Consider the following 20,733-nt stretch of genomic DNA (forward strand, 5'->3'; position numbering starts at 1 on the left):
CCGCCTTCGGCGGTGGAGGGAGTTTTCTATCTGATCGCCAGATCGGCCAGCGTACCCTGCGCCACCGCATAGCGGGCGATGTCGAAGGGCTTGCTCGCCAGGATCGTATCCATGTTTTCGATTACGGCCGCAGCGCGCGCCTCGTTCTTCGCCCGCCAGTCGGCCCAGCTCGTCTTGCTTTCGACGATGCGGGTGACGATGCCGCGATGGTTCTCGAAGACCTGCGCCCTGAGCCGGTTGATCGCCTGACGTTCCAGCAGGTCGCGGGCCCGCAGCGCGTTGCCTTCCTCGATCAGTCTTTCGACACCCAGTTCCGATGCGGTGGCGAACAGCACCGCGGCGACCGCATCGATGCCGGCGCCGGTGCGCTCGGCGATCTTCACGATGTCAGGCGCTCGCTGCAGGAAGCGGTGGCTGGCGAGCTTGGCGGCGAGCTTCGCCGGCACGCCCTGCTTTTCGAGCTCGCTCTGCCGCGCCTTCATCTGCTCGAGATCGGCCGCCGGCACCGTCTTGGCCAAAACCGCTTCGACCTTGGCGAGCCCGTCGCGATAACGTTCGATGAGCTGCTGCAGGCCGTCATCGAGCTTCTCATGGCGCAGGAACCATACCGTGCTCCAGCGCAGCAGACGCTGCAGCCCCGCATAGAGCTTGTTCTGGAGAGTGCCCGGTACTTTCGCGTCGAGCCCGTCGATCATCGTGTTGAGCTCGAGGAAATCGAAGCTGTCGCGCGCCGCCGCATAGGCAGCGGCGATATCGGCGGGCCCGGCGCTGCTTTCGCCCAGCACATAGGCGATGAAGCTCGGGCCGCCGCGATTGATCATGCTGTTGGCCAGCATGGTGGCGATGATCTCACGGCGCAGCTTGTGGTGCTCGATATCGTCGGCGAAACGTTCCTGCATCGCCTTGGGGAAATAGCGCTTGAGCTCGCGCGACAGATAGGGATCGTCGGGCACGTCGCTGGCGACGATTTCGCCGAACAGCGAGATCTTGGCATAGGCCATGAGCACCGCGAGCTCGGGCCGGGTCAGGCCGCCGCCCTTGAGGTCGCGTTCGATGACGACCGTGTCGGTCGGCAGCGCCTCGAGCTTGCGGTCGAGCTCGCCTGATTTCTCCAGCCGCTGCATGAGCTGAATGGCGTAGGAGTTTTCCGTCGTGCCCTGCTCCAGCGCCAGCGAGAGACAGAGCGTCTGCAGATAGTTGTTGCGCAGCACGAGACCGGCGACATCCTCGGTCATGTCGGCCAGGAGCTCGTTGCGAGCCTCGCGCTTGAGCCGCCCCTGCGCTTCGGCCCGCGACAGGCCGATCTTGATGTTCACCTCGATGTCGGAGGAGTTGACGCCGGCGGAATTGTCCACCGCATCGGTATTGATGCGCCCGCTATTGAGCCCGAATTCGATGCGGCCTCTCTGCGTCACGCCGAGATTGGCGCCCTCGCCGATGACCTTCACCTTGAGCTCATCGGCATCGACGCGCAGCGCGTCATTGGCGCGATCGCCGGCATCGGCCTGCGTCTCGTTCGACGCCTTCACATAGGTGCCGATGCCACCGAACCACAACAGATCGGCGGAAACGAGCAGCAGTGCCCGCATCAGCTCCTGTGGTGTCGCCTTGTCGCCGGCGAGCCCGGTGAGCTTCTTCATCTCCGGGCTGAGCGGGATGGCCTTGAGCGAGCGCGAGAACACGCCGCCGCCTTTGCTGATCAGCGCCTTGTCGTAATCCTGCCAGCTCGAGCGCGGCAGCGCGAACATCCGCTCGCGTTCCTTGAACGACTTTTCGGTGTCGGGTTCGGGATCGATGAAGATGTCGCGGTGATCGAAAGCGGCGAGGAGCCTGATCTCGCGCGAGAGCAGCATGCCGTTGCCGAACACGTCGCCCGACATGTCGCCGACTCCGATCACGCTGAAGGGCGTCGTCTGAATGTCGACGTCGATCTCGCGGAAATGCCGTTTCACGGCCTCCCAGGCGCCCCTGGCGGTGATGCCCATCTTCTTGTGGTCATACCCGGCCGATCCGCCTGAGGCGAAAGCGTCGTCGAGCCAGAAGCCGTGGCTGGCCGATATGCCATTGGCGGTATCGGAGAAGGTCGCCGTGCCCTTGTCGGCGGCGACGACCAGATAGGGATCGTCCTTGTCGCGCCGCACCACATCGATGGGCGCCACCACTTTGTCGCCCTTCAGATTGTCGGTGATGTCGAGCAGGCTCGAGATGAAACGTTTATAGGCGCGCACCCCTTCCGCCTGGATCGCCTCGCGGCTGTCGCCGATCTTGAGGCGCTTCGGCACGAAACCGCCTTTGGCGCCGACCGGCACGATCACCGCATTCTTGACGTTCTGCGCCTTGGCGAGCCCCAGAACCTCGGTGCGGAAATCTTCCGGCCGGTCCGACCATCGGATGCCGCCGCGCGCGATCGGGCCGGCGCGCAAATGCACCGCCTCGACATCGGGCGCATAGACGAAGATCTCGGCGAAGGGCTTGGGCTCGGGAATGCCCTCCACCAGCTTGGAGCTGATCTTGAAGTTGATGAGCGGCGGTTCGCCGTCGGCCTTGGCCGGCTGGAAGAAATTGGTGCGCAGCACGGCGCTGACGAGATTCACATAGCGCCGGATGATGCGGTCCTCATCGAGATTGTAGACATCGACGAGCGCCTTCTCGATCTTCTCCTTGGCGGTGTCCGCGGCCTTCTCGTCCGGCGACCTGGGATCGAACAGCGCGTAGAACAAGGTCACCAGCTGGCGCGCGATCGGCGAATATTTGACCAGCGTCTGCGCCATGTAATCGGGTGAGAAGGACGCCGCCGACTGGCGGATGTAGCGCCCCAGTGCCCGGAGCAGCGAGACGTCACGCCAGCCGAGGCCCTCGCGCAAGGTGAGCGCATTGAAGCCGTCATTTTCGGCCATGCCGGTCCACACCGCGAGAAACGCCTCTTCCAGCGCCTTGAGCGTTGCCGGATCGTCGATCGTGGCATTGGCGGGCGCCTGCAGCAGCACGTCATGGATGACGGCGCGCGTGCGGCCTGCGGACGAGCCCGGCGAGAGAATATGGGTCGTTTCCGAAATGGCCTGAAGCCCCAGATTTTCGAGGATGGGCAGCCGGCGGCCAAGTGCGATGGCGTCGCCCTGATGATAGAGACGCGAATGCAGCTCGCGCGGGCCGTCGCCTTCCGTTCGAATGAACTCGACGCCGATGCTCTCATTCTCGGCGAGCGCATCGATCTCCTCGATATCCTTGAGCGAGGACGCGGGATCGGTCGAATCGCGATAGCCCGGCAGGAAGGCGCCGCGCCAGCGCGCGATCGTCGCCTGATCGGCGCCCTTGGCGACGAGCGCGCTTTCGAGGCGATCGTCCCAGTTGCGCACCACTTCGACGATGCGCTGCTCGAGCGAAGCGAGATCGGGCTTGGGATCCTTGCCGAGATTGCGCAGGATGATGAAATGCACGCGCACCAGCGTTCCTTCGCCGAAGGACGGCGCGAAGCTCGCCACCCGTCCGTCGAAGGCTTCCGCCAGCATGTCGCCGACCTTGCGGCGTACGTCCGAATCGAACCGATCGCGCGGAATGAAGACGAAGGCCGAGACGAAGCGGTCGAACTTGTCGCGCCTGACGAACAGGCGCGTGCGCGGACGCTCCTCGAGCCGCAATATGCCGGCCGCCATGTCGGCGAGCACGTCGGCATCGATCTGGAACAGCTCGTCGCGGGGGAATCCTTCCAGCACCGCGACTAGCGCCTTGCCGGAATGGCCGGATGGCGAGAAGCCCGAGGCCTGGACGACCTGTTGAAGCTTCTTGCGCAGAAGCGGGATCTCGTTGGGGTTCTGCGTATAGGCTGATGAAGTGAAGAGGCCGATGGCGCGCAATTCGCCCGAGAGCTCGCCTTCGGCGTCGAACAGCTTGACGCCGATATAGTCCATGGCCGAACGGCGATGGACATTGGCGCGCATGTCGGACTTGGTGATCACCAGCGCTGCGGGCTGCATCAGGAATTCGCGGATCTGCGGCGAGATCGCGACCTTCTCATTGCCGCGCCGGAGAACTTCCATTTCCGGCTGGCGCAATATGCCGAGCCCCGTCTCGGCGATCGGCTCGAGCACGCCCTTCTTGGCGCCGCCTTCGAATTTGTATTCGCGCATGCCGAGGAAGGTGAAATGATTGTCCAGCAGCCACTGCAGGAAGGCGATCGATTCAGTAAGCTCCTCGATCGGCAAGGGCGGCGGATTCTTCTGGTAGCTGGTGATCGCTTCGCGCAGACGCTGCTGCATGGCGCGCCAGTCCAGCACCGCGACGCGCACATCGGCGAAGATGGCCTTGAGGTCTTCTTCCAGCGCCCATGCCTCGTCGGCATTGATGCGCGCCAGATGGAAATGCATGAAGCTCTCGCGCATCGTATGCGCATCGGAGCTGGGCTTCGCCTCGAGCGCCGTGAGCTTGCCGTCGCCGTCGCGCTTCACCGACAGGACGGGATGCAGAGCGAGGCGAACGTCATAACCGCGCTCGGTGAGGAGGCTGATCGTCGAATCGACCAGGAACGGCATGTCGTCATTGAGGATGTCGACCAATGTGACGGCGCCGAAGGGTCCTTCCGGATTGGTGACGGCGATCTTGGTGCGCCCGGGCTTGCGATCGGCCAGAAACGCCATGCGGCCGGACACCAATTGGCCCAGGTCGTCGGCCGGATGATTCTGCAGGTCCTCGGGCGGCGCCTTCTCCAGAAGCAGGCGCGCCAGCAGCTTTTCCCGTTCGCCCTTAACCTTTCCCTCCGTCGTGCGTATCAGGGCGACCAGGGGATCATGCGGCGACATCGCGAAACTCCATAAGAAGGCGGTAATCGACGCCATCCTTTAGGAGCATTGCGACAGAAGAGCTACAGGAATAAGGCGCGTCGAAAGCGCCCCATTCTTTTGATCAAAACGCTTAATGCAGGCCCGACAAACATTTTAGTTGCCGCGAGCCCTCGTCAGTTGAGAGTCCCAGGCTTCAGATCCGGATTCTTTTCGTAACCCGGCCCGACGACCAGCGGCTGATTGGGCATGGTCGACTGGTCGACATCGGTATGAAAATTTTGCTCATAGCGCGCAACTTCCTTACCTGCGGAATCGAGCAGGCGCATCACCGCCTTGTAATCATGCTTGGGCTGGATGCCGGTGAGATTGGGCGACTTGAATGAATACTGGACCTGGCCGGCGACGACCTTTTCCGTCACCGTCGCCGGTTCGGCACTGCCCGGCACCTCGAACTGCGCCTCGATCGATCCGCCTTCCGGAAGGGTCCGCACCGGCTTGGCGACGAAGCCGTAAAACGCCTCCGCATTGCGATAGTTGAAGACGAACCCACCGCCGGCGAAATTCAGGTAGGGCGCATTCGGATCCTCGCCGCAGGCGGTGAGGAAGAGAGCGGCGGCCAGGCCAATAATCTTACGCGGTATCATGGCATTACCTCACACTTCACTGTCGCGCCGGAGATCGACGCTCAGCAACCCGTCGGGTTTGATGATGAAGATCAAAATGACGATCGAAAACACCGCGACATCGCGATAGACGATCGGGAAATAGGCGCTCCACAAGGTCTCGATGGCGGCGAGCAGGAAGCCTCCCACGATGGCGCCGCCAATCGTGCCGAAGCCGCCGATGATGGTGGCGAACAGCGCCTTGAGGCCCAGCACCAGCCCCATATAGAAGCTCACCCCGCCATACCCGACGGCGATGATCCAGCCGGAGACGGCGGCGAAAGCGCCTGCCGTGGCGCCTGTCCAGGTGAGCACGCGGCTGGTGTCGATACCGCAGAGCTGGGCCAGTGCGATATTCTGCGAGCAGGCCCGCCACAGCCTGCCCGCCTGGCTGCGCGTCAGCACCAAAGTGAGGCCGCTCAGCAATGTCGCCGCGATGGCGAGAATGAGCAACTGCATGCCGGTGACATGGAGAGTGAAGCCATCGAAATCGACATTGACCACAGAGCTCGCGAAGATCGGCGACAGCCATTGCTCGCGCCCCGACGACTTCACCCGCAAGCCCTCTTGCAGCGCGATGGACACGCCGATGGAGGCGATCATGATCGCCTGGGTCGGCGAGCGCACCAAAGGCGAGAACACATGCTTCTGCAGCATGGCGCTGAAGGCCGCGGTCGACACCACCGCGATCACGAAAACCATGCCGATGGCGAGTCCGACCTGCCAGTTCGAAGCCAGCATGAGCAGCATCATATAGATCGTGCTGAAGGCGCCAAAGGTCGCGATGTCGCCGAAGGAGAGCACGATGCGGTTGGTGATGCCGTGAAGGAGGGCATAGGCGACGGCGAGCAGGCTGTAGAGCGCCCCGACCAGGCTGGCATTGACCATCTGCTGGATCACATAGCCGGTGGAGCGCATTGCGCTCTCGGCAGCGGCGGGCTCCGCCAAAAGGAGGCATGCCCCTGCCCCGGAGAGGAGAATGACAATCCATTTTGACGGGCTAACCATGGTTTGCTAGTAAGAATGACGCTGGGACTTCTCCCTGTCAATTGCAACCATGACCGGCTTCCACTGGCACGACCATCATTTCATCAACCGTCAGCCGGCGCTCGATTTCGCGAATATGGTGGTCTGGCGCGGCCAGCCCGGCCGCGAGGAGGATCGCGGGGGATCAGCCGAAAATCTGGCCGGCTGGGCCGTTTTTGCCGGGCTGAGCCCGCCAATGTCCTCGGTCGACCGTTGCGTAGCGGCCCGCGAGGCGATCGACGGCTATTTCCGCTCGGGCGCCGGCTGGCCGGCTCTCGCCACTCTTTATGCCGAGACCCTGACCGAAAACCGCGATACGTTCCTCACCACCATCCTGCATCAGGCGATGACGCTCGCCTTCTCCCCCGATGCGAAACGTGTGCGGGTGTGCGGCAATTGCGGCTGGCTGTTCATCGACCGCACCCGCAACGCCAATAAGCGCTGGTGCATCACCGGCGTCTGCGGCAGCCGCGCCAAGGCGCGGCGTTACTATGCGCGCAAGAAGGAACGGATCAGCGCATCGACGTGACGCGTTACTCGGCTGCGAGCAGTCCGGCTTCGAAGATGTAGCGGCAGAGCTGGGTGCGCCGTTTCAGATTGAGGCTGCGCAAGGCGGCGCTGATATGCGCCTTCACCGTCGTTTCCGAAATATCGGCGAGATAGGCGATCTCCTTGTTGGCGAGACCCAACGCGGTGAGCTGGGCGATCAGCAATTGCTGGCCGGTCAGCCGCGCCGGCGTCGGGCGGTAACCATAGGTGCGGATCTCACTGAGCCGGCGGCGCAATTTGGGCACCGCATGAAAATCATCGAGTGAAAGAGCGGCGTGATGCGCGTCCGTTACCAAATGATCCATGATCGCCTCCTCGTCCTTCATGTCAGTTGCGTCCTGCTGCCAGGGGAATGATCTTTGCTTCGCCGCGCGGTGTGCCGGAGAGTCCACCGAGCACCAGGCGTTTGTGAATGGCGATGATGTCGTCGGCCGAAAGCTTGCCTTTCGGGCTGTACCAGAAGCACACGCCGGTCAGCATGGAGATGATCGCATTGGTGGCGATGCCGCTGTCGGTCGGCGAGAAGAAACCTTGTGTGATGCCGGCTTCGAGGATGCCGCGCAGCTCGCCTTCATAGGTCTTGCGCAAGCCTACGCAGGCGCGCCGCGCATCGGGCGTCAGGCTGCGCAATTCGAGATTGGCGATGACCACTTCCTTCTGCCGCTGGAAATGGTAGCGGATGTGAAAGTCGACGAAGCCCTCGAGCCTGAGACGCGGATCGGCATCGGGACGGTCGGCGGCGCGCCAGGCGGCGATCAGCGTCTCCATATGCTCGGCCATGATGTCGACCAGCAATTGGTCCTTGGTGGCGATGTAGCGGTAGATCGAGCCCGGCTGCAGGCCCACATGCTCGGCGAGGTCGCGCAGCGTCATGGCCTCGAAGCCATGTTTGGCGATGAGCTCGACGGCGGCCTTGCGGATTGCCTTTTCGGTTTCGGCGCCGACCGATCCACGGGTCCGAGCCATCAGTCCTCCCTTTGTCTTTGCGGGTTTTCCCCGTCCTTGAGCGGATCTTAGCACACTCGATTAAACAAACAAGCGTTTGTTTCTAAACATGAGCGGCTCGACAGCGCCCGTCGCACCCGACATGATCCGGGCATAAGGAGTTCTCGATGTTTGGTCTGATCGGAAAAATGCGGGCAAAGCCCGGTAAACGCGATGATTTGCTCGCCATTCTGTTGCGTGGCACCGATAAGATGCCTGGCTGCCTGAATTACATTATCGCCAAGGACCCGGCCGATGCCGACGCGATCTGGATCACCGAAGTCTGGGACAGCGAGGCGAGCCACAAGGGCTCTTTGAGCCTGCCGCAGGTGCGGGCGGCGATCACCGAAGCCATGCCGATGATCGCCGGCTTCGACAGCGCCACCCGGACCGAGCCCGTCGGCGGTTTCGGCCTGCCACGCGAAGGCGCGCACTAACCAGCCTTCCCCAACCCAGCGTCAGCCTTGACAAGAGTAGTCACTCCCATTATTTAACCAAATGATTAATTAACTGACTGGTTCAGTAAATGACCGACCGCCTCAGCACCGCCTTCGCTGCTCTCGCCGATCCGACCCGGCGCGCCATTCTGGCCCGGCTGGCTTTGGGCGAGGCTTCGGTCACCGAGCTCGCCGAGCCGTTCGAGATGAGCCTGCCGGCAATCTCCAAGCACCTCAAAGTGCTGGAGAAGGCCGGCATGATCGCCCAGAGCCGCGAGAAACAATGGCGGCCGCGCCGCCTCGAGCCCGGCCCGCTGAAGGAAGCGGCGGATTGGCTCGAGCATTACCGCCGCTTCTGGGAGGCGAGCTTCGACCGTCTCGAAACCTATCTGCAGGACCTGCAATCCAAGGGAGGCACGTCATGAATCTCGTGAACAACAAGGACGTGCGGGAAGACCGGCTCGAACTGGTGATCACCCGCGTGCTCGATGCGCCGCCGATGCTTGTCTACAAAGTATGGACCGAGCCTGAGCACATGGTGCGCTGGATGGGCCCCAAGGGCTTCACCGCCCCGTCGGCGAAGCTCGATGTGCGCGAGGGCGGCCAGTACCGCGCCTTGATCCGCTCTCCCGAAGGCAAGGACTACTGGTTCCACGGCGTCTATCGCGAGGTTGTCGAGAACAAACGCCTCGTCTTCACTTTCGCTTGGGAAGAGGACGGCGAGCGCGGCCTGGAAAATCTGATCACCATCACCTTCACCGAAGAGAACGGCAAAACCCGCATGACCTTCAAGCAGGCGCCCTTCCAGTCTGTCGAGGAACGCGATGGTCACGAGGGCGGCTGGAGCGAAGCCTTCGACAAGCTCACCGCCTATGTGGTCACCGCCGAGGCGGCCTGAACCCTTTCTGTAAATCGAAAAGGAGAGCCCCATGATCGAGCATGAAGTCGTCGGCCGCGATCAGTGGACCACCGCCCGCAAAGCCTTTCTCCAAAAGGAGAAGGAATTCACCCATTTGCGCGACAAGCTCAGCGCCGCGCGGCGCGAGCTGCCTTGGGTGAGGATCGACAAGACCTATGTCTTCGACACGCCGCAGGGAAGATGCACGCTGGCCGATCTCTTCGAGGGCAAGAGCCAGCTCATCATCAAGCATTTCATGCTGGCTCCCGGACAGAAGGAAGGCTGCGTCGGCTGCTCCTTCGAGGTCGACCATGTCGCGGGCGCGCTCCTGCATTTCCGCCACCATGATGTCGCCTTCGCCTCGGTGGCCCGCGCGCCGATTGCCGAAATCGAAGCCTATCGGCGGCGCATGGGCTGGAATTTCCCTTTCGTGTCCTCGCATGCCAATGACTTCAATTACGACTTCAACGTATCCTTCACCCAGGATGAGGTCGCCTCGGGCAAGGCCTATTACAATTACGAGACGACCGATGTCGGCATCGAGGATCTTTCCGGCCTGAGCGTTTTCTACAAGACGCTAGAAGGCGAGATCTTCCACACCTACTCGACCTTCGGGCGCGGCGGCGAGGAGATCCTCGGCGCCTATATGTTTCTGGATATGACTCCCAAAGGCCGCAATGAGACCGGCCCCAATTACAACCTCACCGATTGGGTGAGGCGGCATGACCGCTATGAACCGGAAGGTCTGACTGGTGAGAAGAATTCCGCCGCCAAGGCGGGAGGCTGCTGCGGCTCGACGGGCGCCTGAGCGATGGCGCGCGCCTCAGGCCAGGAGCGCGAGCACGCCGCGCAGATTGTCGGATTTCTGTTCGACAAGCATCGCGTCGACCGCGGCATGTGTCTTCGTCCAGATCGGCAGCGCGTCGCGCAGCAGCTTGCGTCCGGCGTCGGTCAGGGTCAGCCGCCGGTTGCGACGGTCCTCCGTGTCGACCGCCATCGTCAGGAGACCGCGCCGCTCCAGCGGCTTGAGGACGGCGGTGAGCGTGGTGCGATCCATCGCCAGAAAGGCCGCCACCCGGCTGATCGTCGGCGCGTCCGGACGGTTGAGCGACATCAGCAGCGAGAATTGTCCCTGATTGATGCCGAGCGGGCGCAAGGCGTCGTCGAAACGCCGCGCCAGCGCTCGCGCCGCCCTTTGCACATGGAGACACAGGCAATGATCACGGACGTGAAGAGTTTCTTCGAGAGACGGGCCCAGCCGAGTTGACATGCGCTAATTATGTTGATATCAACCTATTTGTCAAGGTAATTGAACCGCGCGATCAGGGACGCATCGTCGCATCGATTATGTCGGACGTAATGGCCCGGCGGGCTTCCGCCCACTAACCGGGAACCAGGGAGGTTTGTATGCTTGAGACTCCGAAAGCACTGCCGAAGACCGTATCGCGTTCCGAATGGCTTGCCGCCCGCAAGGCGCTGCTCGACCAGGAAAAGCAGCTGACCCGTGAGCGTGATGCGCTCAACGAGGCGCGCCGCCGGTTGCCGATGGTCAAACTCGACAAGGACTATGTCTTCGACGGTCCGGACGCCAAGGCCTCCCTCCTCGATTTGTTCGACGGCCGCCGCCAGCTCATCGTCTACCACTTCATGTACGATCCCGACTGGGAAAAGGCCTGCTCCGGCTGCACCGGTTTCGTCGACGACCTCCCGGTTCTGAAGGGACTGCATGAGCGTGACACCTCGCTCGCCGTCATCGCGCGCGCCCCGCAGGCGAAGCTCAAGGCCTATGCGCAAGCGAAAGGCTGGGACATCCCGCTCTATTCGTCCTTCGGCGGTGATTTCAATTACGATTTCCAGGCGACGACCGACGAGAAGGTGGCGCCCTCCGAATACAACTACCGTCCGCGCGCCGAGCACATCGCCAACAACGAGCCGTGGTTCGCCGATGGCGAGCATCACGGCATCAGCGTCTTCCTGCGCGAAGGCGATGAGATCTTCCACACCTACTCGACCTATGCGCGTGGCGTGGAACCTGTCGTCCCGGTGCTGCATTATCTCGATTTGACACCGCTCGGACGCCAAGGCGCCTGAAAATTCAAAGACTTCCGCAGGCCGAAAAAAAATCTTTTGATTTTCTTTGCCCGCCTGTCGATTTCGTCGAACCTCGCACGTCGTGGAGGTAGAGCCGGCAAGGCTCCCTCACCGGAACAGGAGATCTAGACCCATGCGTTTCATGATCATCGTCAAGGCCAGCAAGGATTCGGAAGCGGGCGTCATGCCCGAGGAGTCCCTCCTCAGCGCCATGGCGGATTATCACGCCGAGCTCGCCAAAGCGGGCATCCTGCTCGATGCCAATGGGCTGCATCCGACGGCGCAAGGCTTCCGCATCAAATATGAAGGCGGCAAGCGTCGCGTCGTCGATGGTCCCTTCTCGGAAACTAAGGAGCTCATCGCCGGCTACACCATCATCCAGGTGAAGTCGCGCGAAGAAGCGCTCGAATGGGCCCGCCGTTTCCCCAATCCGCACAATGAGGACGGTGAAATCGAAATCCGCCAACTATTCGAGCTTGAGGATTTTACCCCAGGCGAGGCCATCGAACGTTTCCGCGCGATGGAAGTGGGCGGCGCCCGAAATTAACAATCACGTAGCAAGAGGAGTATGAAGATGCAGGTCCAACCCTATTTGTCTTTCGAAGGCCGCGCCGACGAAGCGCTCGATTTCTACGCCAGGGCGATCGGCGCCAAGGTCGGCGTGAAGATGCGCTTCCAGGAGGCGCCGCCGATGGAGCCCATGGAAATGGATAAAGGCTGCGCCGACATGGGCGCCATGCCGCCCGGCGACAAGATCATGCATTCGGAGTTCAAGGTCGGCGATACGCTGATCATGGCGACCGACGGCATGTGCTCCGGCAAGACCAGCTTCACCGGCATCTCGCTGGCCCTTCAGGCCAAGGATGACGCAGAAGCAAAACGGCTGTTCGACGCTTTGAGCGCCGGCGGCCAAGTGCAGCAGCCGCTGATCAAGACCTTCTTCGCCACCAGCTTCGGCATGGTCGCCGACAAGTTCGGCGTGGGCTGGATGATCGTCGCCGCGGCCACCCCCTGATTATTGAGAAGGAATAGCAGAATGAAAGTCATGGTGATCGTCAAGGCCAACAAGGACACGGAAGCCGGCATCATGCCGACGACCGAGGAACTTGCCGCTATGGGCAATTACAACGAGGAGCTGGTCAAGGCGGGCATCATGCTGGCTGGTGACGGTCTGCATCCGAGTTCCAAGGGCAAGCGGGTGAAATTCACCAAAGCCGAGCCCAAGGTCACGGATGGCCCCTTCGCCGAGACCAAGGAGCTCATTGCCGGCTTCTGGATGTGGCGCGTGAAGTCGATGGCGGAAGCCGTCGAATGGGTCAAGCGCTGCCCGATGAGCGATGGTGTTGAGCTTGAAATCCGCCAGGTCTTCGAGGCCGACGATTTCGGCGAGGCCTTCACGCCCGAGCTTCGGGCGCAGGAGGAAAGGCTCATGTCCGAAGCCCACAAGCTCGCCAAGTCGTGACGCAAGATCCGCCCGTGGCTCCGGCCGCGGGCGGCAACCCCAAGGCGTTGGTAATGAAGCGAAACTTGCGATATCGGAGCGAAGATGGTCTGATCGGGCATCATGTCAATGTCCGACACTCATCGCGCGATCGACGCCGTCTGGAGGATCGAGCAGGCGAAGCTCATCGCCAGCCTGACGCGCTTCACCCGCGATATCGGCCAAGCCGAGGAGCTGGCCCAGGAAGCGTTGCTGACGGCGCTCGAGCAATGGCCGAAATCTGGCATTCCGGAAAAACCCGGCGCCTGGCTGATGACGGCCGCCAAGAACCGCGCCATCGACAAGATCCGCAAGGCGAAGCTGGCCGACAGCAAACATGCCGAGATCGGCCGCAGCCGCGATGCCGAGCAGGAGGAAGCGCTCGAAGCACTGGACGCGGCCCTCGACGACACGATCGGCGACGATCTCCTGCGCCTCATTTTCATTTCCTGTCATCCGGTGCTGAGCACCGAAGCCCGCACCGCCTTGACCTTGCGTCTCATCGGCGGCCTCACCACCGAGGAGATCGCGCGCGCCTTCCTGCAGACGGAAACGACCATCGCGCAGCGCATTGTGCGCGCCAAGCGCACCCTTGCCGAGAAGCAGGTGGCTTACGAATTGCCGCGCGGCGCCGAGCTGCTGGCACGCCGCGATTCAGTTCTCATGGTGCTCTATCTCATCTTCAACGAAGGTTACGCGGCGACGCAGGGCGACGACTGGATGCGCCCGCAGCTTTGCGAGGAAGCCTTGCGGCTGGGCCGTATCCTGGCCGGGCTCATGCCGGAAGAATCCGAGGTACATGGCCTGGTGGCGCTGATGGAGATCCAGGCCTCGCGCCTCAATGCGCGCAGCGGACCCGACGGCGAGCCGATCCTGCTGCTCGACCAGGATCGAGCCTTGTGGGACCAGCTTCTCATCCGGCGCGGCCTTGCCGCATTGGCGCGCGCCGAAGCGCTGGACCCCGAGCTTGGCCGCTATGGCCTTCAGGCGGCGATCGTCGCCTGTCACGCCCGCGCCGCCAAGGCATCCGATACCGATTGGGGACGCATTGCGGCCCTCTACGACATCATGGCGGCGCGCGAAGCCTCGCCGGTGGTGGAACTCAACCGTGCCGTCGCGCATTCCATGAGGAGCGGACCGCAAGCCGGGCTCGATCTGGTGGATGCGCTTGTCGGCGAGGAAACGCTCAAGAACTATCATCTGTTGCCGAGCGTCAGGGGCGACTTTCTCATGAAGCTCGGCCGCCACGCCGAGGCCGAGGCGGAGTTCCGCCATGCCGCAGCGTTGACGCAGAATGCCCGCGAGCGTTCCTTGCTGCTCAGACGCGCCGACGCCTGCCGGCATTCATAACCGATCACAATCCGATCTGAAGGAGACTGGACATGACCTATGTCGATGGATTCATTGTTGCCGTTCCGAAGAAGAACATGGCCCAATATCGCAAGATGGCGAAACGCGCCGGCAAGGTGTGGCGCGAGCACGGCGCCGTCAGCTATGTCGAATGCATCGCCGACGATGTGCCGATGGGCAAGGTCACGTCCTTCCCGCGCAGCGTGAAGCAGAAGCCCGACGAAACGGTGATCTTCTCATGGGTCACCTACAAGTCGCGGGCCGAACGCAACCGGATCGTCAAGAAGGTGATGGCGGATCCCCGCCTGCAGATGGACAACAAGAACCTGCCCTTCGACGGCAAACGCCTGATCTATGGCGGGTTCAAAGCTTTTCTCGAAATCTAGACGACGACTCAAGAGAGGGAATCCCATGTTGAAGGGCAAAACCGCCATCATCTATGGCGGCGGAGGAGCTGTGGGCGGCGCCGTGGCGCGTGCTTTCGCAACGGAAGGTGCTTCGGTCTTTCTCGCCGGACGCAATCTCGCCAAGCTCGAAAAGGTGGCAGACGATATTTCCGCCAAGGGCGGCAGGCCTGAGATCACGGTGCTGGACGTCATGGACGAGGAAGCGGTCAAGGCGCATGCCGATGACGTGGCCGCCAAGGCCGGCGCGATCGACATCGCGCTCAACGCAGTGGGCCTGTTTCACGTCCAGGGCAAGAGCTTCACCGATCTCTCCCTCGATGACTTCGCCTTTCCGATTACGGCTTACGCGCAGATGAACTTTATCACCGCCAAGGCGGTCGCCTGGCACATGGCGCAGCGGAAATCAGGCGTGATCCTCACTTTGTCGACGCCAGGCAGCCGTCTCGCCGGCACCGGCTATCTGGGTTTCGGCACCGCCTGCGCCGCCGTCGAAGGCTTTTCGCGCCTTCTCGCCTGCGAATTGGCGCCGTCCGGCATCCGCGTCGTCTGCCTGCGCCCGCATGCCTTGCCGGAAGCGCTGGCGCTCCAGTCGCATGCCCGCGCGGTATTCCAACCTTCGGCCGATCAGGCCGGCATCACGGTCGATCAGATGCTGGCCGGGCCGGCGCAGACATTGCTGAAACGTTATCCGACGCTTGCCGAGGTGGCCCAGACCGCCGCCTTCATGGCCTCCGACCGCGCCGGCGCGATGACCGGCACCGTCGCCAATCTCACCTGCGGAGCGCTAGTGGATTAAAATCGCAACACGAGCCTCCTGACAAGTGCCGGGCGAGCCGCTATCTAGACTGCCCGCTCACGAACGAGCCTATTGGAAATACCGATGACCACGACGACCGAAGCACCGGCCAAGGCCGGCAACCGCGAATGGATCGGCCTTGCCGTGCTGGCCTTGCCATGCGTCATCTATTCGATGGATCTCACCGTCCTCAACCTGGCGGTGCCGCAGCTGAGTGAGCAGCTCAAGCCCTCGGCATCGCAGCTTCTGTGGATCATCGACATCTACGGCTTCTTCGTCGCCGGCTCACTCATCATCATGGGCAATCTCGGCGATCGCATCGGCCGACGCAAATTGCTGATGATCGGCGCTGTCGCTTTCGGCCTGGCCTCGATCTTCGCCGCCTTTGCCTCCGATGCCGTGACGCTCATCATCGCCCGCGCCATCCTCGGCATCGCCGGCGCGACGCTGGCGCCCTCGACGCTTTCGCTCATCCGCAACATGTTCCATGACCCGCGCGAGCGCACCACCGCCATCGGCATCTGGGTCGCCGCCTTCTCCGTCGGTGGCGCCATCGGGCCGCTTTTCGGCGGTGTGCTGCTCGAGCATTTCTGGTGGGGATCGGTCTTCCTGGTGAATGTGCCGATCATGATCCTGCTGCTCGCCGTGGCCCCGGTCCTGCTGCCGGAATTCCGCGACGAGACCGCCACGCCACTCGACATTGCGAGCGCCGCCATGTCGCTCATCGCGGTCCTGGCGGTCATCTACGGCCTCAAGCAATTCGCCGAGCATGGTATGGGCTGGCAGCCTGCCCTGTCGGTCATCGTCGGCGTTGCCGTCGCCCTCCTCTTCGCCAGGCGCCAGCGGCAGCTCAGCCACCCGTTGATCGATTTCACGCTTTTCCGCAAGCCGGCCTTCAGCGCCTCGCTCACCGTCTATATGCTGGGCGTGCTGGTCGCCTTCGGCTTCTTCCTGTTCATCTCGCAATATCTCCAGCTCGTCCTCGCCATGCGGCCGCTCGAGGCGAGCCTGTGGATGCTGCCCTCCGGCCTCTCCTTCATATTGGGCTCGATGCTGGCGCCGAAGATCGTGCGCAGCTTCCACCCCGCTTATGTCATGGCGGGCGGCCTCGCCATTGCCGGCCTCGCCTGCCTGCTGCTCACCCAGATCGACAGCACTTACGGGCTTGCCATCCTGATCGCGGGCTTCATCCTGATGTCGCTGGGCCTCGCCCCCGCTTTCACCCTCACCACCGATCTGGTGGTGAATGCGGCACCGCCCGAACGCGCCGGCGCGGCGGCGGCGATTTCCGAGACCAGCGCCGAATTCGGCGGCGCGCTCGGCATCGCGGTCCTGGGCAGCATCATGACGGCGATCTATCGCGGCGCCATGAGCAAAGTGATTCCAGCCGACCTGCCGCATGAAGCGGCGGAAGCAGCCTTAGGCACACTCGGCGGCGCCGTCGCCGTCGCGGCTGAACTGCCGGGAGAAACGGGCGCCCTCATCCTCGCCGCGGCGCGCACGGCTTTCACCGAAGCTTTGGTGATCACCGCGGTGATCTGCGCCGTTATTGCGCTCACCGCCGCTTTGCTCGCCGCCTTCATGCTGCGCCGGGTAGAGCCCGCCGCGCATCATAACTAGCTTCGCTGCATGGCTTTCTGGCGGGCGACCACTTCTTCATAGGCCGCCTGCAGCCGCTGGAACACAGGGACATAGCCGCGCGGCGCCTTCAACGGGATGCCCAGATGACGCTCGCGCAATTCCTTCATGAAGTCGGCCCACAGCGGCGGGCCGCCTTCATCGAGAAGCTGCGCCCGGATCGCGAGCTCCTCGCTCGCCGGCATATGCTTGCGGCCCCAGACCGCCATCTGCGCCAGCACCGGCAGAAGCTGGATGCCTTTTTCGGTGAGGCTGTAGACCGCCTTCTGCTTATGGCTCGGATCATCCGCCTTGCTGAGCACGCCCTCCTCGACCAGACGCTTCAGCCGGTCGGCCAGGATGTTCGACGCGATGCCCTCGATCGACTGGGTGAGCAGCTCGCGGAAGTGCCGCTTATTGCCGAAGATGATGTCGCGGATGATCAGCAGGCTCCATCTGTCGCCCAGCACTTCGAGAGTGAGATTGATGGGACAGTCAGACCGGTGATCAGCGCTCATGAAATGAAAATCTCCAAAAAACCGGTTGCATTATCTCACCAGTTTAGATATCTTGCAACCAGTTGCTTTTCACAACTGGTTAACAGGGGATTTTCAGCATGAACCGCACCGTCGAACCCGCGACTTTCACCCTCGAGCGTAGCTTTTACCAAGCGCCGGCCCAGGTTTTCCAGGCCTTCACCGATATCGACATCAAGCGCCGCTGGTTCGCCGAGGGCGAAGGCTGGACCACCGACAGCTACACGCTCGATGTCCGCGAAGGCGGCCGAGAGGAAGGCACCTTCCGCTTCGAAGGTGGCGCGCCCATACGCAACGAGACGATCTATCTCGACGTCGTGCCGGACAAGCGCCTCGTCCTGTCCTATTGCATGATCATCGACGGCAAGCGGATTTCGGCCTCTCTTGCCACAGTCGAATTCCTGCCTGACGGCCAGGGCACAAAGCTCATCTATACCGAGCAGGCGTCCTTTCTCGATGGCGCCGACACCTGCAAAAGCCGCGAGGAGGGTTGCAGCTATTTGCTCGACACGCTCGGCCGCGTTCTCACGCAGCAGTGATCTGCTTAAATTTCAAAGGAGGAAGACATGAAGCTCTATTCGGCCCCCGGCCCCAATTCCTATCGCGTCCGCATTTTTATGGCCGAGAAAGGCATCGAGCTGCCGATCGTTCCGATCGATTTCGGCACGCGCGAGCACAAATCGCCGGAATTTCTGAAGCTCAATTCACTGGGCCAGGTACCGGTGCTCGAGCTCGATGACGGCGACGTCGTCACCGAAAGCGTCGCCATCTGCCGGTTTCTGGAAGCCCTCCATCCCACGCCATCGCTGTTCGGCGCCGACGCCAAGAGCCAGGGCAAGGTCGAGATGTGGAACCGCCGCATGGAGCAGGAAGTATTCGCCACCATGGGCAATGTCGTCCTCCACACCGATGAATTCTTCAAGGAGCGCCAAACCCAGGTCCCGGCCTTCGCCGAGGCGCAGCGCCAGGCGATCCCGGTGAAATGGGCCTGGCTCGACCGCGAAATGAGCGACGGCCGGCCCTATCTCGCCGGCGATGAATTCTCGATGGCCGATATCAGCGGCATGGTCACGCTGTGGATAGCCGAGGTCTTCGACTTCGAGGTTCCGGCAACGCTGTCGCATGTGCAGCGCTGGAGCAAGAGCCTGCATGAGCGTCCAAGCTGGAACGCCTGAGACTTAGCTCCGCGGCGCCGCGGCGAGATGACGGATGATGGCTGAGAAGTCCTTCTCCCCGCCGCCGGCCGTGTTGAATTCACGATAAAGCTGCTCGGCATGGGCGCCGAGCGGCGTCGCCGCCCCCGAGGCCTCCGCCGCCTGCTGGGCGAGCGCCAGGTCCTTCAGCATGAGGGCGGCGGCAAAACCGGGCTTGTAGCCATTGTCGGCAGGCGATGCGGGCCCGACACCCGGCACCGGGCAATAAGTGGTGAGCGACCAGCACTGGCCGGACGCGGCCGAGGCGACGTCGTAAAGCGCCTGCGCCTCGAGACCGAGTTTCTCCGCCAGCACGAAGGCCTCGGACACCGCGATCATCGATATGCCGAGGATCATGTTGTTGCAGATCTTCGCCGCCTGGCCGGCGCCCGGACCGCCGCAATGGACGATACGTTTGCCCATCGCCGCCAGAACGGGATTGCCACGCTCGAAGGCCTCGGCATCGCCGCCTGCCATGAAAGTAAGGGTCGCCGCGGCAGCACCCGCGGTGCCGCCCGACACGGGTGCGTCGAGGCTCTGCATGCCGGCGCCTTTCGCCATCGCATGCGCCTCGCGCGCACTCGCCACATCGATGGTCGAGCAGTCGATGAACAGCGCCCCGCGTGGCGCCGGCAGCAGGATGGCGCGATAGAGATCGAGCACATGCTGCCCGGCCGGCACCATGGTGATCACGACCTCGGCATCCTTGACCGCGGAAACCGCGCTGCGCGCCGCCACCACGCCCTGCTCGGCGACCTTGTCGAGATTGGCCGCCACGATGTCGAAGCCTTTCACCGCGAATCCCTTGGCGGCGAGATTCGCCGCCATGGGTCCACCCATATTGCCGAGACCGATGAATGCTATCCTCATGGCGAAGCAACTCCCCTAAGCGAGCCCCAATTCGTTGTCGCCGATCGGCGCGAACAGGGCTTCGATATCATGCATCGATATATCGGCAAGCCGCGGCGGACGCCAGTCGGGCTTGCCGTCCTTGTCGACGATCAGCGCCCGCACCCCTTCGCGGAAATCATGCAGATCGACGGCGCGATAGGCATAGCGATATTCATGATCGAGCGCTTGTTCGATGGTCGTGAAATTGCGGGCCTGCCGCACCGAGACATGTGCCGCCGCGAGTGCCGTCGGCGAATGTACGGCGACCTTCTTGAGCGCTTCCTGCTCCCAGGGCTCTGCCATTTCCTCGAGACGGCGGACCGCCTCCTGGACCGTGGCTGCGCCAAAGGCGCGGTCGATCCGCGCCTGCCGCGCGGCGAGATCGCTCAAGCCCGAATAGATGGCGGCCGCGGCGAGGGCCTCATCGGCGGCGCGTCCCTCGCAAAGCTGCGCGGTGAGGCCCACCCGGTCGGCGCCGGAGATCAAAGTATCGGCGAAACCGGCATAGATCGCGTCCGCCGCGGTCATCCGATAGGCAGTCGCCGCCATATATTCACCGGCATGGCCGGGCGCCCGCGCCAGCAACAGCGAGCCGCCGACATCCGGCGTGAAGCCGATCGCCGTTTCCGGCATGCCGACCACCGAGCGCTCGGTGACGATACGGTGCGATCCGTGGCCGGACAGTCCCACACCGCCGCCGAGACAGAAGCCATCCATGATCGCCACATAGGGCTTGGGATAACGCGCGATCATCGCATTGAGCTGATATTCCTCACGCCAGAATTGGCGTGCCGCGTCGGGGGCGGTCGGGATCATTTCATAGACGGCGCGGATGTCCCCGCCGGCGCAGAAAGCCCGCTCGCCCTCGCCGTCGATGACGACATGCTTGACCCGGTCGTCGTCCCGCCATTCGGTGAGCGCCGCCGTAATGGCGCGCACCATCGGATGATTGAGGGCGTTGAGCGCTCGGGGCCGGTTCAGGGTGATGCGTCCGGCGGCGCCGTCGACGCGGGCAATGATATCGGCTGTCATCGCGGG

General features: G+C 62.8%; 24 protein-coding genes. 15 read left to right on the top strand and 9 right to left on the bottom strand.

What is annotated here, in order from left to right:
- Window positions 1–26: 26 nt before the first annotated feature.
- The 3 genes from JHL16_RS18390 to JHL16_RS18400 form a co-directional block, all read right to left on the bottom strand.
- Window positions 27–4,796 carry an NAD-glutamate dehydrogenase gene (locus JHL16_RS18390; protein ID WP_200186307.1) on the bottom strand — a complete coding sequence of 1,590 codons (4,770 nt, stop codon included), beginning with the start codon at window positions 4,794–4,796 and terminating at the stop codon, window positions 27–29.
- A gap of 155 nt (window positions 4,797–4,951) precedes the next feature.
- Window positions 4,952–5,422 (bottom strand): hypothetical protein, encoded by a 471-nt coding sequence (locus JHL16_RS18395; protein ID WP_200186308.1) that lies wholly within the window; start codon window positions 5,420–5,422, stop codon window positions 4,952–4,954.
- 9 nt (window positions 5,423–5,431) lie between these two features.
- Window positions 5,432–6,358 (bottom strand): branched-chain amino acid ABC transporter permease, encoded by a 927-nt coding sequence (locus tag JHL16_RS18400; RefSeq protein ID WP_200186309.1) that lies wholly within the window; start codon window positions 6,356–6,358, stop codon window positions 5,432–5,434.
- A gap of 139 nt (window positions 6,359–6,497) precedes the next feature.
- Between JHL16_RS18400 and JHL16_RS18405 the strand changes: the two genes are divergently transcribed.
- Complete coding sequence (locus tag JHL16_RS18405) at window positions 6,498–6,995, top strand: CGNR zinc finger domain-containing protein (protein ID WP_200186310.1); 498 nt, start codon at window positions 6,498–6,500, stop codon at window positions 6,993–6,995.
- Window positions 6,996–6,999: 4 nt separating this feature from the next.
- On the opposite strand, the gene JHL16_RS18410 is transcribed toward JHL16_RS18405, so the two are convergent.
- Both JHL16_RS18410 and JHL16_RS18415 read right to left on the bottom strand, forming a co-directional pair.
- Window positions 7,000–7,320, bottom strand: a complete 321-nt coding sequence (locus tag JHL16_RS18410; RefSeq protein WP_200186311.1) for a response regulator transcription factor — start codon at window positions 7,318–7,320, stop codon at window positions 7,000–7,002.
- A 22-nt stretch (window positions 7,321–7,342) separates the two neighbouring features.
- Complete coding sequence (locus tag JHL16_RS18415; protein ID WP_200186312.1) at window positions 7,343–7,981, bottom strand: TetR/AcrR family transcriptional regulator; 639 nt, start codon at window positions 7,979–7,981, stop codon at window positions 7,343–7,345.
- 146 nt (window positions 7,982–8,127) lie between these two features.
- Here JHL16_RS18415 and JHL16_RS18420 point away from each other — a divergent pair, with 146 nt between their 5' ends.
- The 4 genes from JHL16_RS18420 to JHL16_RS18435 all read left to right on the top strand — a co-directional run bounded on the left by JHL16_RS18420 (window position 8,128) and on the right by JHL16_RS18435 (window position 10,142).
- Complete coding sequence (locus JHL16_RS18420) at window positions 8,128–8,436, top strand: putative quinol monooxygenase (protein ID WP_200186313.1); 309 nt, start codon at window positions 8,128–8,130, stop codon at window positions 8,434–8,436.
- 89 nt (window positions 8,437–8,525) lie between these two features.
- Window positions 8,526–8,861, top strand: a complete 336-nt coding sequence (locus JHL16_RS18425) for an ArsR/SmtB family transcription factor (protein ID WP_200186314.1) — start codon at window positions 8,526–8,528, stop codon at window positions 8,859–8,861.
- A complete protein-coding gene (locus JHL16_RS18430; RefSeq protein ID WP_200186315.1) occupies window positions 8,858–9,334 on the top strand; it encodes an SRPBCC domain-containing protein in 477 nt (158 codons plus the stop codon). The genes JHL16_RS18425 and JHL16_RS18430 overlap by 4 nt, the downstream gene beginning before the upstream one ends.
- Before the next feature lie 31 nt (window positions 9,335–9,365).
- The gene (locus tag JHL16_RS18435) at window positions 9,366–10,142 is read left to right on the top strand and encodes a DUF899 domain-containing protein (protein WP_200186316.1); all 777 of its coding nucleotides are present in this window, start codon (window positions 9,366–9,368) and stop codon (window positions 10,140–10,142) included.
- Window positions 10,143–10,157: 15 nt separating this feature from the next.
- Here the strand turns inward: JHL16_RS18435 and JHL16_RS18440 are convergent, their stop codons facing one another.
- Window positions 10,158–10,604, bottom strand: coding sequence for a MarR family winged helix-turn-helix transcriptional regulator (locus tag JHL16_RS18440; protein ID WP_200186317.1), 447 nt, complete (start codon window positions 10,602–10,604; stop codon window positions 10,158–10,160).
- A gap of 137 nt (window positions 10,605–10,741) precedes the next feature.
- Between JHL16_RS18440 and JHL16_RS18445 the strand changes: the two genes are divergently transcribed.
- From JHL16_RS18445 to JHL16_RS18480, 8 genes are all read left to right on the top strand, one after another.
- Complete coding sequence (locus tag JHL16_RS18445) at window positions 10,742–11,425, top strand: DUF899 domain-containing protein (RefSeq protein ID WP_200186318.1); 684 nt, start codon at window positions 10,742–10,744, stop codon at window positions 11,423–11,425.
- A 133-nt stretch (window positions 11,426–11,558) separates the two neighbouring features.
- The gene (locus JHL16_RS18450; protein WP_200186319.1) at window positions 11,559–11,972 is read left to right on the top strand and encodes a YciI family protein; all 414 of its coding nucleotides are present in this window, start codon (window positions 11,559–11,561) and stop codon (window positions 11,970–11,972) included.
- Between the two features lie 27 nt (window positions 11,973–11,999).
- On the top strand, window positions 12,000–12,440 hold the full coding sequence (locus JHL16_RS18455) for a VOC family protein (RefSeq protein ID WP_200186320.1): 441 nt from the start codon (window positions 12,000–12,002) through the stop codon (window positions 12,438–12,440).
- 21 nt (window positions 12,441–12,461) lie between these two features.
- On the top strand, window positions 12,462–12,887 hold the full coding sequence (locus JHL16_RS18460; RefSeq protein ID WP_200186321.1) for a YciI family protein: 426 nt from the start codon (window positions 12,462–12,464) through the stop codon (window positions 12,885–12,887).
- Between the two features lie 102 nt (window positions 12,888–12,989).
- Window positions 12,990–14,255, top strand: coding sequence for an RNA polymerase sigma factor (locus tag JHL16_RS18465; protein ID WP_200186322.1), 1,266 nt, complete (start codon window positions 12,990–12,992; stop codon window positions 14,253–14,255).
- A gap of 32 nt (window positions 14,256–14,287) precedes the next feature.
- A complete protein-coding gene (locus JHL16_RS18470; protein WP_200186323.1) occupies window positions 14,288–14,641 on the top strand; it encodes a DUF1428 domain-containing protein in 354 nt (117 codons plus the stop codon).
- A 25-nt stretch (window positions 14,642–14,666) separates the two neighbouring features.
- Window positions 14,667–15,458, top strand: a complete 792-nt coding sequence (locus tag JHL16_RS18475) for an SDR family NAD(P)-dependent oxidoreductase (protein ID WP_200186324.1) — start codon at window positions 14,667–14,669, stop codon at window positions 15,456–15,458.
- Window positions 15,459–15,530: 72 nt separating this feature from the next.
- Window positions 15,531–17,078 (top strand): MFS transporter, encoded by a 1,548-nt coding sequence (locus tag JHL16_RS18480; protein WP_420884549.1) that lies wholly within the window; start codon window positions 15,531–15,533, stop codon window positions 17,076–17,078.
- Here JHL16_RS18480 and JHL16_RS18485 read toward each other — a convergent pair.
- Window positions 17,075–17,593, bottom strand: a complete 519-nt coding sequence (locus tag JHL16_RS18485; protein WP_200186326.1) for a winged helix-turn-helix transcriptional regulator — start codon at window positions 17,591–17,593, stop codon at window positions 17,075–17,077. The genes JHL16_RS18480 and JHL16_RS18485 overlap by 4 nt on opposite strands.
- A gap of 98 nt (window positions 17,594–17,691) precedes the next feature.
- Between JHL16_RS18485 and JHL16_RS18490 the strand changes: the two genes are divergently transcribed.
- Together JHL16_RS18490 and JHL16_RS18495 are read left to right on the top strand one after the other, a co-directional pair.
- A complete protein-coding gene (locus JHL16_RS18490; RefSeq protein ID WP_200186327.1) occupies window positions 17,692–18,150 on the top strand; it encodes an SRPBCC family protein in 459 nt (152 codons plus the stop codon).
- A 27-nt stretch (window positions 18,151–18,177) separates the two neighbouring features.
- Window positions 18,178–18,786, top strand: a complete 609-nt coding sequence (locus JHL16_RS18495; protein ID WP_200186328.1) for a glutathione S-transferase family protein — start codon at window positions 18,178–18,180, stop codon at window positions 18,784–18,786.
- Window positions 18,787–18,789: 3 nt separating this feature from the next.
- On the opposite strand, the gene mmsB is transcribed toward JHL16_RS18495, so the two are convergent.
- Both mmsB and JHL16_RS18505 read right to left on the bottom strand, forming a co-directional pair.
- Window positions 18,790–19,674: a 3-hydroxyisobutyrate dehydrogenase gene (gene mmsB / locus JHL16_RS18500; RefSeq protein ID WP_200186329.1), complete on the bottom strand. Its 885-nt coding sequence runs from the start codon at window positions 19,672–19,674 to the stop codon at window positions 18,790–18,792.
- A gap of 15 nt (window positions 19,675–19,689) precedes the next feature.
- A complete protein-coding gene (locus JHL16_RS18505) occupies window positions 19,690–20,727 on the bottom strand; it encodes an enoyl-CoA hydratase/isomerase family protein (RefSeq protein WP_200186330.1) in 1,038 nt (345 codons plus the stop codon).
- Between the last annotated feature and the right edge of the window lie 6 nt (window positions 20,728–20,733).

The organism is Taklimakanibacter albus, assembly GCF_016595235.1.
Classification (GTDB): domain Bacteria; phylum Pseudomonadota; class Alphaproteobacteria; order Rhizobiales; family Aestuariivirgaceae; genus Taklimakanibacter; species Taklimakanibacter albus.